The sequence below is a fragment of the Arthrobacter sp. NPDC058127 genome (assembly GCF_042884555.1).
Taxonomy (GTDB): Bacteria; Actinomycetota; Actinomycetes; order Actinomycetales; family Micrococcaceae; genus Arthrobacter.
This window is the reverse complement of sequence record NZ_JBHVTT010000011.1, coordinates 59585-73322: the sequence shown is the minus strand read 5'-3', so window position 1 is coordinate 73322 and position 13738 is coordinate 59585. Positions and strand designations below refer to the sequence as shown.

Here is a 13738-nt window from a genome sequence, read left to right as displayed (position 1 = left end):
ATCCCCTCGGGATGGGCCGTAAGTGACCCCGCGTTGTGTTTTCAGTCTTCGCTGTGGAGGTCCCGGCGTCGGGCGCTCAGGAGCTCCAGTTCGGGGCGCGCGGCAACGAAGCGTTCGACGGCGTCGAGCACCTCCACGAGATGCGCGCGGTCTGCTGCCACGGCGCCTGCGCCGATGAGCGCACGGCGGTGCTGGTCCAAGTGCCCGGTCTCGGCGGCAGAGACCTCGAAACGCCGTTTCAACTCGGCGATCAGCAGACGCACGAGCGAGCGTTTCTCCTTCAGGCTGTGCACCTCGCCGAGGAGGATGTCGAACTCGATCCAGGCGATCCACATGCGCCCATCGTATCCACTAGTCGCGCGACCTCCCGCACCGGAGCCCGCGGTGGCAAGATGAGGGCAGACCAAAGGAGTTCCCATGGGCGCAGACGATCATACGAACAAGGCCCGCAACGCAGTTTCCCGGGGCGCCGACTCGGTAGAAGACGCGGTAGACGACGCCAAGGATTCACGGACCGTCCGGGTAGTGGCGCGGGCCGGCTTCGTCGCCTTAGGGCTGATACATCTCCTGATCGGGGCCATCGCCTTGGGGATCGCGCTGGGCGCATCCGGCCAAGCCGACCAAAGCGGTGCGGTCGGCCAGTTGGCTGCCACGCCTGGCGGCGTCGTCCTTCTGTGGGCAGGACTGGTGGCCTGCGGTGTCCTCGCGCTCTACATGGCGAGCGACGCCGTGATGGGGTGGAGCGGGGGCGGCAGCTCGAAGCCTTGGATGAATCGGCTCAAGGCTGCCGGACAGGCGATCGTCTTCGCTGTGGCGGCGGCGACCTTCGGCAGCTTTGCGCTCAGCCGTCCGAGCAGCAGCAGCGAGAAATCCCGCTCTACCAGTGCGGACCTCATGTCCAGCACTCCCGGCACCGTCCTCCTGGTGATCATCGGGGTGGCGCTGCTGGCAGCCGCCGGCACGTACATTTTCCTGGGGATCACTCGCAAGTACGAAAAGAACCTGAGGGGAAAACCGTCCGGACTCCTGGGAGATGCGTTCACGGTGCTGGGCGTCGTGGGCTATTGCGCAAAAGGAGTGGCGCTCGGCGCCGTCGGCTTGCTCATCCTGATCGCCACAGCGGCGCACGACCCTTCCCAACAAGGCGGCCTCGACTCGGCCCTCAAGGCCTTCCTCAAACAGCCCTTTGGCGGATGGGTCCTGGTGTTCGTGAGCCTCGGACTCATGGCCTACGGTCTCTACTCCCTGTTCCGTTCCCGCTACCAGCGGATCTGAAGGCGGGCGCTGCGCCTGTCGGCAGCTGGCAGAAACGCCCGACGGCGGCCCGCACCAAAGGTGGGAACCGCCGTCGGGCGCTTATTTAGCTAGGTTGTGCTACTTGGATGTGCCTTGAGACACGGATCCCTGAAGCTGGCGCTGGAAGATGATGTAGACGATCAGCACCGGAACAACCGTGACGGTGACGGCCGCGAACAGGGCGCCGAAGTCCACCGCGTAACCCATCTGGCCAGCGAAGGCCGCGAGGCCCTGGGACAGCACGCGCGGTCCGGCCGCGTTGATGGCCACCGGAATCAGGAACTGGTTCCACAGGCCCAGGAAGTTGAAGATGGCCACGGAGGCGAGTCCCGGCTTGGCCATCGGCAACATGACCTGGAAGAACGTCCGCCACTCGCCTGCTCCGTCCAAAGCGGCCGCCTCCGTGATTTCGTGAGGGAGCGACTTGAAGAAGGAGAAAAGGAAGAACACCGTGAACGGAAGCGCGAACCCGACGTACACCAGGATGAGGCCCGGCAAAGTGTTCAACAAGCCGATGTTCCGCATGACGAAGAACAACGGCACCATGGCTAGGAAGATCGGGAAGGTGAGCCCGGCAAGCATGAGGTAGTAGATCGCTTTGCTGCCGAAGAAGACATAACGCCCCAGGACATAGGCACACATGGCGCCGAGCACCATGACAATCACCAAAGCGGACCCGACGACGATCACAGAGTTGAGGAAGTAGCTCCCGATTCCAGCCTCGGTCCACGCCCGGACGTAGTTGTCGAAACGCCACTGCGAGGGCAAGGCAAACGGCGAGGCGAAGATCTCGCTCGATGTCTTGAAGGAGGACATGAAAGTCCACAGCAGTGGCAGGATCACGATGAGCGACCAGATACTGAGGGCCGTATGCGAAACGGCGCCCACCACTCTGTCTCCCTTGGTCATGGCTGGCTTGCGGGGGTTGAAGTGCAAGGACTTCATTTCCTGGCTGGCAATTTTTGTAGTCATCAGAGGGACACATCCTTGTCGCCACCAGTGAGCCTGTTGACCAGGAACACGAGGCCGGAGAAGATCAGGGTGGCTACGGCGAGCACAACGCCCATGGCGCTGGCCAGGCCGAACTGGCCCTTGGTGAAGGCGGTGAAGAAGAGCTGCTGGGACATCACCAAGGTGGAGTTGTCCGGTCCACCGCCGGAGTTCAGGGCCGCCATGTAGACGAAGGCGTCCAGCGCCAGGATTCCCATGTAGATGTAGGCGGTCTGGATGTTGTCCCGGATCAGCGGGATAGTGATGGACACTGCAGTGCGGAAACGCCCTGCCCCGTCAATCCTGGCGGCCTCGAACAGCTCGGCAGGTATCCCCTTGATGCCCGCGACGAACAGCACCATGTAGAAGCCGATGAAGCCCCACACGATCACGAACATCGTGGCGATCATGGCGGTGTTCTTATCCCCAAGCCATGCGTAGGACTTGAACTGGTCCATGCCCAGGGACGTGAGGATGCCGTTCAGCAGGCCCCCGGAAGGATCGTAGATCTGGCCCCACATGATGCCGATGGCAATTGCGGGAATCGTGTAAGGGAAGAAGGAGACAACCCGGTAGAAACTGGAGTTGCGCAGGCCCTTGATCTGGCCCTTGCTGCTGCCCCCCACGGTCACCAAGGTGGCCAGCACCAGGCTGAGGACGATGGTAATGATGGGCAAGAAGATGACCAACAGGATGTTGTTCCCCATGGCCTTCATGAAGATGTCGTCCGTGAAGAGCTTCTGGTAGTTCTGAAGTCCGATGAAGTTTTGCTTGGGTGAGAAGCCCGACCAGTCGGTCAGGGAGTAGCCGAAGGCCTGGATGAATGGCCAGATCACAAACAGGAGGTAGATGGCCAGGGGTACGCCAAGGAAGACCACAAAGAAGCTGATCTTGTCGAACGTCAGGGGCTTGCGCCGCCTCTTGTAGGCGGGTGGTGCGGTATCCGGAACGACGACGGCGGACGCACCGTCGCCGACCCGGAGTGTTTTCGCTTTCACTAAAGTCACTTCACTTCAATCTTCGTGACCGAGCTGTCGTTGCGGACCTTGTCGGTAATCTTCTGCAGGTCCGACGTCAGCGTGGCGACATCGGACTTTCCATCGAGGAACGTGTTCCACACAACCAACTGGTCCTTGTTCATCCCATAGAGGTCAACAAAGTTCCACGTGAAGATGTTCGATCCAGCATCGCTGAGCAGCTTGGTCTGGGAAACCAGGGCGGTGGAACCGAAGCCATCGGCGGGAACGGTGTCCTTGACGATGGTGGGGGCCAGCTTGGTCTTGGCGAAGTTGGTGGCAGCATCCTTGGACAGCATGACACGCAGCAATTCCTTGCCGCCAGCAACGTTTTTGCCCTGGGAGGGAACAACGAAGGGCTCGCCGGAAGCGCTGTGCATGGCCTCGTACGGAAGTTTGGATCCCGAGGTCACGGTAGGAACAGGAACGCCGGTCATCTTGAATCCGGACTTGGTCTGGTCCTTCATCTCGTTTTCGATCCACGATCCGGACGGGTAGAACACGGCTTCCTGGGCGTTGCTCCACTGCGCCTGCGCTGCGGTGAACTGCGTACCCGAGCCACCTGGCTTGAAGTGGCCCGCTTTGACGATCTTGCCCAAGGCGGTGAAGACGCTCTGGATCGCCGGGTGGGACCAAGCGTCCGCCTTGAGGTTTTCGAGGCCAAGGCGAACGTCGTTGCCTCCTTCCTTGATGGCGGAGGCGATAGCCATTTCCTGGTAGTAGGTGGCTGCTTCCTTGCCCCAGACGAACAGGTACTTGCCTTTGGCCTTGGCCTGTTCGCCGAGTGCGTACATCTCATCCCAGGTCTTCGGCACGGTCCAGCCGTTGTCCTTGAGGAATGAATCCGAGTACCACATGGCGTAAACAGTCAGCACGTAGTTCAGGGCGGCCAGCTTGCCATTGAAAGTACCCGGGGCGAGCACTCCAGCGTAGAGGGTGTCCTTGATGACCTTGCCTTCGAGGTTCTTGGCCTCGACCACGCTGGTGAGGTCTTCGAGCTGGGCCAGGATGGTGCTGAAGCCGATTGCCTTGGCTCCGGAGTTGTCGATCAGGTCCGGGGGGTTGCCACCGACGAATCGCGGCTGGAGCTCCTGCGCGATATCGGTGGAGGGGGAAATCTTGGCGGTGGAACCTGAATGTGCGTTTTCGAAGGCCTTGCCCGCGAAGTCAACATAGTCGATTCCGTAGCCGCCCTTGAAAATCACGGCGTCAACGGTGGACTTGTCTGCCATGCCGAACGGATTGGTATCTGAAACGGTCCCCGTAGGACCGGTGGATCCTCCGCCGCCACCGGCTGCGCAGGAGGCCATCGAGCCGGCCAACGGCACAAGCACGGCCGCGGCAAGCGCGCCGCGGAGGAAACCGCGCCGTGCAAAGGACTGCTGCTGAACGTTCATCCTAAAACCCTCCAGAGACTCGTAGTACCGAACTCTGACGGCGCCTCGGCCGGCAGTCGATCGGTCCGGGCACCGCCGCTGCGACGCGCCCTTCGTGTGACATACTTCACCACGAGTGATTGAAAAGCAATATTTTGGGGCAGTTTCAATCAACTTTTGTCAAAATGTGATCTGACAATCCTTCCGTTCCAGAGGGGTCATTTGGGCCGTTTAGCCCCGTAAATTCAAGGATTTTGCGCACTGGGCGATGGCCTCGCGCGCCCATTGCTGCTGTTGCTCGGTTCCTACCCGCTCGGCCCACTGCTCAGCGAGCTGGAACTCCACCATCGCCTCGGTGCGCCGCCCGTCGTCGTACATCGCCCAACCGAGGTTGTTGTGCAGTGAAACCATCCACCGTTTGGTGCGGGAATCGTCGACGGCGGAGGCGTACTCAAGCGCGCTGCGCGTCCATGATTCCTGGTGCCCGGAGTCCGCGATGGCCAGCATGTGAAGTGCGTCCACAGCGAGGAAATCTTCACCCAGAAGGTCTCCCATCTCGGCGGCCTGTTCAAAGAGCGGAACGGCCATGGCCGGGTGGCCCGCCGAGTTGAGCAGGCGGCCGCGCTCCAGGAGGATCCGCACCGCAATGGTTGGCTCCTCTTCGGCGTCGAGGGCGTCCAGGAGGGCATCCGCCTCCTCGAAGCGGCCCTGGAGTCCGATGGCCCGGCCCAATTGGGTGGCGAGCTCGGCCCGTTCAAAGGCGTCGTAGGCCGGACCAGTCATGGCTTCGCGGAAGCGGGCTTCCGACAACGCGGGGTCCTCAAAATTCCACAGCTCATCGAGGGTCTTTTGTTCCAGCATCTGGCTCCTCCTGATTGCTTCGAGGGATGGAAGGCGCGGTCCACTCACAATCTAGCCGAAGCAGCAGACAGGGTCCGCGTGTCAGTCCTTGGCCAGCCGGGCCCAGCCCAGTTGCGCCTGCTGCTTGCGGGTCAACGAAGAAACCACCAGGTCGTACGAGTCCTCCACCATGTCCCGGATCATGGCGTCGGGGAGGTCACCGTCCAAGCGCACCCCGTTCCAGTGCGTCTTGTTCATGTGCCAGGCCCCGGTGATTTCAGGATGGGCCGAGCGAAGCTGCGCGGCCAGGGCGGGATCGCATTTGAGGCTTACTGCCAAGTTCTGGTCATCCAAAGCAGACGCGGCGAACATCTTGCCTTCCTGCTTGGATCCGCCGGACACGGCTGATCGGACCTTGAAAACCGACGTTTCCGGGCCGAACGGGAAGTCTTCATAACTCCCTGGGAAGCCAAGGCAGATTTGGCGGAGTGTGGCAGCGTCCATGTAGCGAGACTAGCGGAGTAGGACGATTAGCGGACCGACCGCCTTACGCAACGCCCAGGTCACGCAACGCCCAGGAAGTCCTCGAGAAGCACCACTTCCAGGCCGGCAGCCACTTGTGCCGAGCGGAACGCCTCGAAGTCCGCGGCGAATTCGGGGCGGAAGTGCATCAGGACGATGTCGCCGGGACGGAGGGAATTTCCGTACTGGTAGTCCATGCGCCCGGCATTGGCCTTTGCCTCCCACGTGATGATCGCCTTCAGGCCGGCGGCGGCCACGGCTTGCCGCATAGCCGTCGAATAGGCACCTCCGGGAGGCCTGAACAGGGTGGGCTTGCGGCCGTATTGCTGGACGGCGAAATCCTGCATGCCTGCGATGTCATCAAGCTGCCGTTGGTAACCCCATTGCGTGGTCATGTTGACGTTGTGGCTGACCGTATGGTTTTCAACCAGGCTCCCCTGCGCCATGAACGCCTTGAAGAATGCAGGGTTGTCGCGGACCGTGTTGCTCGTCAGGAACAGGGTGGCCGGGTAGTCGTTCTCCTTGAGGAGCCGGACGCTCTCCGGCGATTTGACCAGTCCGTCGTCGATCGTGAGGAACACCACGGGATGTTTGGTGGGGATCTTGGTAATCACGGGCGCCAGTCCGCCTTGGATCGGCGGCAACGTGAAGTCCGGGTCGAAGGGGTTCCGTAGCCGCCCGGGGCCTGCGGGGCTCGGCGTGGGGCTCATTGCGGTGCTTGCGGACGACGACGGCGACGGGCCCGCCGCGCCGGGGGCCGCCGTCGGGCCTTCTGCCGACGGGGTTCCGGGGGCGGCGCATGCTCCCAGCCCGGCTACGAGGGAAGCCCCGAGGAGCCCGAGCGCGGTGCGTCGGCTGGCGGTGGAGGGGTGGTCGTCACACATGGGGATTCCTGGTCTCGAAGGGTGATTGCACCCGAAACATACCAGCGGCCGGTTAACAGAAAGCGATGCTAACTGGACCTGCGGTGCTGGCGCCGCCGTCGGCTGCCACTAGATGCCGCTCCGCCAGCCCATCTGTGCTGGACAAGCGTTCATCACAACGTCCAGGCCAGCAGCTTTGGCCCGTTCCGCTGCGTCCTCGTCAATTACTCCGAGCTGGAGCCATACGGCTTTCGCTCCCACGGCGATCGCTTCGTCCACTACCGCACCGACGCGCGAGGAGTTCACAAAGCAGTCGACGACGTCGATGGGCTGCTTCTCGAACGGCACGTCGGCAAGGAATTTGTAGCCGGTTTCGCCGTGGACGTCTTCGCCCTTTTGGTTGATCGGGATGATCTCCATGCCCATGGTGTCGCGAACGTAGAGGGCTACTTCGAACGCCGAGCGCCACTCATTCGTGCTGAGTCCCACGATTGCCCAGCGGCCCTTTGTTCGCATAAGCCGGTCAATGACTGCCGGATCGTTGACATGTGTCATAGCTCAAGCCTACTAGCGGGATAGCAGTCCCAGGAGCCAACGCAGCGAAGCCCCGGCAGGCCTCAGGGACACGTCGTCCTGGGTGCCCTGCACGGCTTGTTGCACCCCGTTTTGGAGATCCTTCGCAGTCGCGGTGGAGGGGATGTTGGACGGCGGGAGGATTCCCTGGGGGTCGTTCTTAGGCTCCGTGTGTGCTGCTGCCTTCGGGGCTTCGGACTGCCCCTCGGCCTGCTGGCGTCCGGGAGCGGGAACGGCTTCTGGCGCTGCTGGCTCGTGCACCGCCTCGCCGGCGCTGGCCGGAGCGGACGCCCCTGGGTCGGCCGAAGGGCCTGCCGCCAGGGGTGCCGCCGGCGGCACATCGACGGGAGCCGGGTGCGTCGTGACCTTCGGGGAGTCCTGGGCGGGGGCTGGAGGAACCAGCGACGGCGGAGCACTAGTCCAACCAGGCGCCCAGCCGGAGATCAGCGTCTGCATGAATTCCGGGGTTCCCTTGCTGAATCCGCCACTCGCGGCCGCAACGCCACCAACACCCAAGCCCATGGCGGTCAGGACGGCTGCACCAATGACGACGGGGCGATGCTTGCGCAACTGACGCCGTTTGCCGAGCTCGTCGAGGGGAGGGTTGTCACCCGCTGCCGGGCCAGCCAGCATCGCCGCGAGTGCGGGCCCTGGGACCGGCGCGGGCATGGACGCAAACGATCCCAGCGCTTTCAACGAGTCCGTGAGTTCGGGGGTGTCCGTGAGGCCAGCCTCAAGCATGAGCTCGAGGATGACCGCGTCGCGGTCAATATCCTTGCAATCCCAACGCATCATGGGGCCACGTATTCCTTTACTACCGAGTGCTCGCGGAGTGCATTCAACGCCCGGCGCTGCAATTGCTTGACTGCGCCTTGGCTTTTCCCCATGATTTCGGCTGCCTGGTCCACGGTCAGACCGGCAACGATACGAAGCGTCAGGACTTCCCGCTGATCTTCTCGAAGGAGATCCAGTAGCGCCAGGACTTCGCCGGGCGCCACACGGTCCATCGCTTCGGATTCCGCCGAACTCGACTGGCGCGTGTCACGCTCAGGTTCAAACTCGTGGTGCTCAGGCGCCCTGCTTTGCCGGCGGTGGTCATCCACCATCCGGGCGTGGGCCACCGAGAATACGAAGGTGCGCAGACCGCTGACGCCGCCCGTGATCGTGTCAACGCGCGGCAGGACGGCAAGAAAAACGTCCTGTGTGACAGCTTCGGGATCCGAAACACCTTTTGCTGTCAGGTAGCCGAGCACCTGGCCCGCGAAGGCCTGATAGACGGCGCTGAACAGTTCAACTTCCCGGCCTCGAAGGGCCAGCAATGCTGCATCGGTCAAGGCGTCGGTCACTGAAGCGTGGCTTTCGTTGAGGAGCGATCGTCCGGATCCAAGCGAGATCCTCGGTGCCGCCCAAACGCCGCAGGGCCGGGCAACCCCACCTAGCTTAACCGCTGCTCCCGCTATGCCCAAGGGCCAGCCTTCGGTTGCGGAGGCCTGCCTCTCCAAGACATTCTGCACATCCACGAAACCCCCTCAGACATGAAAAAGGGCCGAGCTGAAACATGATGGGGGACAAATTTCAGCTCGGCCTTTCAAAGAGGTAATCGTCGGGGCACCCCAAAGGGTTACGCGGATTCCAAAAGTTTTTTTCACGCCTGTTTTTTGGCTCGTTTGGCGCGGAAACGACGACGGCGGGCCGCCCCTGAAAGGGCGACCCGCCGTCGTCGTGATTCGGCTTTGGTGACTAGTCCTCGATGAGGTCGTGCACCACGATCGTCTGGTCCCGGTCCGGGCCGACGCCGATCGCGGAGAAGCGCGTGCCGGAGAGCTTCTCGAGGGCCAGCACATATCTGCGGGCGTTCTCGGGCAGGTCTTCCAGCGTCTTAGCGCCGGTGATGTCCTCGGTCCAGCCGTCGAAGTACTCGAAAATCGGCACCGCGTGGTGGAACTCGGTCTGGGTCATGGGCATTTCGTCGTGGCGGACGCCGTCGACGTCGTAGGCCACGCAGACCGGAATCTGCTCGATGCCCGTGAGAACGTCCAGCTTAGTGACGAAGTAATCCGTGAAGCCGTTGACGCGGGAGGCGTGGCGGGCCAGGACGGCGTCGTACCAACCGCAGCGGCGCGGGCGGCCGGTGTTGACGCCGAACTCGCCGCCGGTCTTCTGCAGGTACATGCCCATCTCGTCGAAGAGTTCCGTGGGGAACGGACCTGCGCCGACGCGGGTGGTGTAGGCCTTGATGATGCCGATGGAGCGCGAGATGCGGGTAGGTCCGATACCCGAGCCAACAGACGCGCCGCCGGCGGTCGGGTTGGATGACGTCACGAACGGGTAGGTGCCGTGGTCGACGTCCAGGAACGTGGCCTGGCCGCCTTCCATGAGGACCACCTTGCCCTCATCCAGTGCGTTGTTGAGGACCAAGGTGCTGTCAATGACCAGCGGCCGCAGGCGCTCGGCGTAGGACAGGAAATACTCCACGATCTCGTCCACCACCACATTGCGGCGGTTGTAGACCTTGACCAGGAGCTCGTTCTTTTGGCGCAGGGAGCCTTCCACCTTCTGGCGGAGGATCGACTCATCGAAGACATCCTGGACGCGGATACCCAGGCGGGCCACCTTGTCCATGTAGGCCGGGCCAATGCCCCGGCCGGTGGTGCCAATGGCGCGGCTGCCGAGGAAGCGCTCCGTGACCTTGTCCAACACCTGGTGGTACGGCGCTACGAGGTGGGCGTTGGCCGAGACGCGCAAACGGGACGTGTCGGCGCCGCGGGCTTCCAGGCCGTCGATCTCCTGGAACAGCGCCTCAAGGTTCACCACACAGCCGTTGCCGATGATCGGAATCGCGTTCGGGCTCAGAATGCCGGCAGGAAGGAGCTTGAGCTCATACTTCTCACCGCCCACCACAACGGTGTGCCCGGCGTTGTTGCCGCCATTGGGCTTGACCACGTAGTCAACGCGGCCACCGAGCAGGTCGGTTGCTTTGCCTTTGCCTTCGTCGCCCCACTGGGCTCCGACGATCACGATAGCTGGCATGGGATCCTCCCCCATTCTTTCGGGCCGGTCCTGGCGGGATCACCAAGGCTCAGCGCCGTACATGAGAACGCCCCGAATCTTTCGGCCCTGCCCGCAGACTTTCGCAAAAGTTCACCGGCGGGATCAGCAAGAGTTCCGGGGCTCTTACCAGCCAAGTTTAGCCGATGTGGCTCTGGGACCCGTTGTCACACGACCGGAGGGCGACATGAACACAGTGATGGCGCACTCGAAGTTCCCTGTTAGCAGAATATGAACTCTTCCCAAACAGTCCGCTTTGAGCTCCCAAATCGGCCTTCGGGCCCCAGGCGAGCGGCTACATTCTTTGTGAATCCTTACCCCCAACACTCCCAACTGACTCGCATTTGTTGTCGTTATGAGCCCTCTAAACGACAACAAATGCGAGTCAGTTGGGCGGGCACTGCTCGTGAATCCGAAGGGAACCCCTTGAAAACTCGAAACAAGCGCTTTTTGCTGGCCAGCGGGGCGACAGCACTCGCAGCATCCACGATCGCTGCCGGCATGATCGGGTTCGGCCTGATGCCGGCCTCTGCCAATAGCGACCAAAAGGGAACCGCGACTCCCATCAAGCACGTCGTCGTAATCTTCGGCGAGAACGTCTCCTTCGACCACTACTTCGCGACATATCCGCAAGCGGCCAACACCCCGGGCGAAACCCAGCAAGGCACCGGCGCAGCGGCTCCGGCGTTCACGGCGGCCAAGAACACGCCGAAGAACATCGCCACCCTCGCCAACGACAAGCTGTTGGCACCCAACAATCCCAACTCGGTCCAGCCCCAACGTCTGACGCCCGGCCAGGCAATCACCTGCGACCAGGACCACGAATACACTGCGGAGCAGAAGGCCTACAACGGTGGCCTGATGAACAAGTTCGTCGAGAACACCAGCATGGATACCTGTTCTGGTGGCCAGTTCGGCCGTCCGGGCCTCACCATGGACTATTACGACGGCAACACTGTGACCGGGATCTGGAACTATGCCCAGAACTTCGCCATGAGCGACTCCCACTTCAGCACCGTTTTCGGCCCGTCCAGCCCTGGCGCGCTCAACCTCGTGTCCGGCCAGACCCACGGCGTCACCGAATTCACCGCCGCCGGACAGCCGGTCACACCCGCGAGCAGCGACTACACAGTCAAGTTCCCTGACGCCAACGGCGTCGGCACCATGACGGAAGACCCGGATCCGGTCTATGACGACTGCTCCAACAAGAGCCACGCGAGCAAGAACAACCTTGCCGGCATGCAGGGCAAGAACATCGGCGACCTGCTCAACGACAAGGGCGTCAGCTGGGGCTGGTTCCAGGGCGGCTTCGCCCCGACGACGCCGGCCACGGACATCACCCCTGCAGCCTGCATGACCACCCACACCAACATTGCCGGTGCCACCGTGACGGACTACAACCCGCACCACCAGCCGTTCCAGTACTACAAGTCAACGTCCAACCCGCACCACCTTGCTCCGGCCAGCGTGGACGAGATCGGACACAACGGCCAGGCCAACCACCAGTACGACACCACGGACTTCGCCAAAGTGGTCAACTCGGACAACATGCCTGCCGTCTCCTTCCTGAAGGCGGGAAACTACCAGGACGGCCACGCCGGCTACTCCGATCCCCTGGATGAGCAGAAGTTCATCACGCAGCAGGTGAACGCCATCCAGAACTCGAAGAACTGGGAAAACACTGCCATCGTCCTGGCCTACGATGACTCTGACGGCTGGTACGACCACGTCGCGGCCGGCGTGAAGAACTCCTCCAACACCACCGACGACGTCGCATGGTGCCTCAACGCCTACAACAAAGGTGTCCCGATGGCCGGAGGCTATGCCGACCGTTGCGGCCCCGGCCCCCGCCAGCCGCTCGTGGTGATCTCGCCCTTCGCGAAGAAGAACTTCGTGGACCACACCCAGACGGACCAGTCATCCATCCTTCGCTTCATCGAGGACAACTGGCACACCGGCCAGATCGGCGACTCCTCGGCAGACGCCAAGGCCGGATCCATCAACGCGATGTTCAACTTTGACAACGGGCGGGACGTGAAGCTCATCCTCAACGAATCGAACGGCACCGTCGTTTCCCGGACCAAGGAAAACGACGACCAGAACGAGAACAAGCAGTAGCAAGCGCTTCCGGAACGGCACCGTCCCGAATCCATCGGGACGGTGCCGTTTCAGTTAATGCGGTGCCGCATCATGCCGGAAGCCGGCTCCCGCCGTCGAGAGACCCACCACAGATCTCCCGATTCACCCCACAGGTCATCGCCGTTCCGGTAGAGTTAACCAGCCCCCAACACTGCACCCAATCTGACCGGTCGTGGCCAACCGCTCCCGGCCGGATAAGTGCGCCTTGCTACACGTAGGAGACCCAAGCCCATATGCAAGACCTGGCGACTGAATTACCCGAAGAGCAGCTCTGGAACCGACGTTTCGAACCCCACATTGCCGAGGTCACCGGGCTTTGCGATTCCCTCAAAGAACAGAAGCCGGGCAGCGAAGTCCTCTACGTGGACCCCGCCCACAGCGTTGACGAATGCCGCATCATCAGCCTTTTCTCCAACACCCGCACCACGGAGGGCTCGGGTTTCATCGTCCCGGGTGACGCGGATGCCACGGCCCGCATGCTGGGAATGCAGTGGCAGTTGGGCCTGCGTCCGGAACTCATGATGCCGTGGAACGTTTACCCGTGGATCGAGCCCGACGGCGAACCGGGCAAGCTGACTCCCGCCAACATCACCGAAGGCCTCAAGCCGCTCCTCCGCCTGCTCGCGATCGCGCCGCGCACCTCCGCCCTGGTGGCCCACGGCAATGAAGCCCATCGTTTGGCAGACCAGCTCATGAAGGCCGCGCCGCAGAGCATCCACCGCCGTGGTTTCAAGACATTCAAGGTCCGCTCGCTGGGCGGACGCTCCTTCGCCGGCTCCCCCGCGCGCCAGCAGGAATACCTCGACATCATCCATGGCGCCTACGCCGAGGCCATGGCCCGGACAGGCCTCACCCCGGTCTCCTAGGACCTGTAAAGCCCGACCCAACTACCTAGCATTTGTTGTCGTTTTGACGCCTCATAACGACGTTAACTGCGAGCTAGTTGGGTGGGGAAAGCGCGACGGCGGGGGCCCCCCCGGCCGGGGGGGGGCGCCCGGGGCGGGTAAAGGACATTCCAAACCTCCCCACCTGGGTCGGGGTTGCGCACCCCCCATCAGCCGTTTAACGCACAGCT

14 protein-coding genes are annotated in these 13738 nt (G+C 62.5%); 3 read left to right on the top strand and 11 right to left on the bottom strand.

What is annotated here, in order from left to right; genetic code table 11:
- Nucleotides 1–41: 41 nt before the first annotated feature.
- Nucleotides 42–335: a DUF503 domain-containing protein gene (locus tag ACFVTG_RS15260; protein WP_390281678.1), complete on the bottom strand. Its 294-nt coding sequence runs from the start codon at nt 333–335 to the stop codon at nt 42–44.
- An 82-nt stretch (nt 336–417) separates the two neighbouring features.
- On the opposite strand from ACFVTG_RS15260, the gene ACFVTG_RS15255 reads away from it, so the two are divergent.
- Nucleotides 418–1275, top strand: a complete 858-nt coding sequence (locus ACFVTG_RS15255) for a DUF1206 domain-containing protein (protein WP_390281676.1) — start codon at nt 418–420, stop codon at nt 1273–1275.
- A 99-nt stretch (nt 1276–1374) separates the two neighbouring features.
- Here ACFVTG_RS15255 and ACFVTG_RS15250 read toward each other — a convergent pair whose 3' ends face one another.
- The 10 genes from ACFVTG_RS15250 to ACFVTG_RS15205 all read right to left on the bottom strand — a co-directional run bounded on the left by ACFVTG_RS15250 (nt 1375) and on the right by ACFVTG_RS15205 (nt 10506).
- Nucleotides 1375–2268, bottom strand: a complete 894-nt coding sequence (locus ACFVTG_RS15250) for a carbohydrate ABC transporter permease (protein ID WP_390281674.1) — start codon at nt 2266–2268, stop codon at nt 1375–1377.
- On the bottom strand, nt 2268–3293 hold the full coding sequence (locus tag ACFVTG_RS15245) for a carbohydrate ABC transporter permease (protein ID WP_390281672.1): 1026 nt from the start codon (nt 3291–3293) through the stop codon (nt 2268–2270). Before ACFVTG_RS15245 ends, ACFVTG_RS15250 begins: the two co-directional genes overlap by 1 nt.
- Nucleotides 3290–4699: an N-acetylglucosamine/diacetylchitobiose ABC transporter substrate-binding protein gene (gene ngcE / locus ACFVTG_RS15240; protein WP_284754614.1), complete on the bottom strand. Its 1410-nt coding sequence runs from the start codon at nt 4697–4699 to the stop codon at nt 3290–3292. Before ngcE ends, ACFVTG_RS15245 begins: the two co-directional genes overlap by 4 nt.
- 210 nt (nt 4700–4909) lie before the next feature.
- Entirely contained in the window at nt 4910–5539 is a 630-nt protein-coding gene (locus ACFVTG_RS15235; RefSeq protein ID WP_390281670.1) for a hypothetical protein, read from the bottom strand.
- Nucleotides 5540–5620: 81 nt separating this feature from the next.
- On the bottom strand, nt 5621–6022 hold the full coding sequence (locus ACFVTG_RS15230; protein WP_284754616.1) for an MmcQ/YjbR family DNA-binding protein: 402 nt from the start codon (nt 6020–6022) through the stop codon (nt 5621–5623).
- Nucleotides 6023–6081: 59 nt separating this feature from the next.
- A complete protein-coding gene (locus tag ACFVTG_RS15225) occupies nt 6082–6924 on the bottom strand; it encodes a polysaccharide deacetylase family protein (RefSeq protein ID WP_284754617.1) in 843 nt (280 codons plus the stop codon).
- Nucleotides 6925–7032: 108 nt separating this feature from the next.
- Entirely contained in the window at nt 7033–7458 is a 426-nt protein-coding gene (locus ACFVTG_RS15220; RefSeq protein WP_236814520.1) for a CoA-binding protein, read from the bottom strand.
- A gap of 12 nt (nt 7459–7470) precedes the next feature.
- Complete coding sequence (locus ACFVTG_RS15215; protein WP_390281667.1) at nt 7471–8271, bottom strand: hypothetical protein; 801 nt, start codon at nt 8269–8271, stop codon at nt 7471–7473.
- On the bottom strand, nt 8268–8822 hold the full coding sequence (locus ACFVTG_RS15210) for an RNA polymerase sigma factor (protein ID WP_390281665.1): 555 nt from the start codon (nt 8820–8822) through the stop codon (nt 8268–8270). The genes ACFVTG_RS15215 and ACFVTG_RS15210 overlap by 4 nt, the downstream gene beginning before the upstream one ends.
- 394 nt (nt 8823–9216) lie before the next feature.
- Nucleotides 9217–10506 (bottom strand): adenylosuccinate synthase, encoded by a 1290-nt coding sequence (locus ACFVTG_RS15205; RefSeq protein WP_059388506.1) that lies wholly within the window; start codon nt 10504–10506, stop codon nt 9217–9219.
- A 444-nt stretch (nt 10507–10950) separates the two neighbouring features.
- Between ACFVTG_RS15205 and ACFVTG_RS15200 the strand changes: the two genes are divergently transcribed.
- Together ACFVTG_RS15200 and ACFVTG_RS15195 are read left to right on the top strand one after the other, a co-directional pair.
- Complete coding sequence (locus tag ACFVTG_RS15200) at nt 10951–12642, top strand: phospholipase C (RefSeq protein ID WP_390281662.1); 1692 nt, start codon at nt 10951–10953, stop codon at nt 12640–12642.
- Nucleotides 12643–12896: 254 nt separating this feature from the next.
- Complete coding sequence (locus ACFVTG_RS15195) at nt 12897–13529, top strand: uracil-DNA glycosylase (protein ID WP_284754621.1); 633 nt, start codon at nt 12897–12899, stop codon at nt 13527–13529.
- Nucleotides 13530–13738 lie beyond the last annotated feature (209 nt).

Excerpts from the sequence above, each read along its gene's own strand:
- ACFVTG_RS15260 (WP_390281678.1), bottom strand. The coding sequence starts at position 335 with ATGTGGATCGCCTGGATCGAGTTCGACATCCTCCTCGGCGAGGTGCAC.
- ACFVTG_RS15255 (WP_390281676.1), top strand. The coding sequence starts at position 418 with ATGGGCGCAGACGATCATACGAACAAGGCCCGCAACGCAGTTTCCCGG.
- ACFVTG_RS15250 (WP_390281674.1), bottom strand. The coding sequence starts at position 2,268 with ATGACTACAAAAATTGCCAGCCAGGAAATGAAGTCCTTGCACTTCAAC.
- ngcE (WP_284754614.1), bottom strand. The coding sequence starts at position 4,699 with ATGAACGTTCAGCAGCAGTCCTTTGCACGGCGCGGTTTCCTCCGCGGC.
- ACFVTG_RS15235 (WP_390281670.1), bottom strand. The coding sequence starts at position 5,539 with ATGCTGGAACAAAAGACCCTCGATGAGCTGTGGAATTTTGAGGACCCC.
- ACFVTG_RS15230 (WP_284754616.1), bottom strand. The coding sequence starts at position 6,022 with ATGGACGCTGCCACACTCCGCCAAATCTGCCTTGGCTTCCCAGGGAGT.
- ACFVTG_RS15225 (WP_284754617.1), bottom strand. The coding sequence starts at position 6,924 with ATGTGTGACGACCACCCCTCCACCGCCAGCCGACGCACCGCGCTCGGG.
- ACFVTG_RS15220 (WP_236814520.1), bottom strand. The coding sequence starts at position 7,458 with ATGACACATGTCAACGATCCGGCAGTCATTGACCGGCTTATGCGAACA.
- ACFVTG_RS15215 (WP_390281667.1), bottom strand. The coding sequence starts at position 8,271 with ATGATGCGTTGGGATTGCAAGGATATTGACCGCGACGCGGTCATCCTC.
- ACFVTG_RS15205 (WP_059388506.1), bottom strand. The coding sequence starts at position 10,506 with ATGCCAGCTATCGTGATCGTCGGAGCCCAGTGGGGCGACGAAGGCAAA.
- ACFVTG_RS15195 (WP_284754621.1), top strand. The coding sequence starts at position 12,897 with ATGCAAGACCTGGCGACTGAATTACCCGAAGAGCAGCTCTGGAACCGA.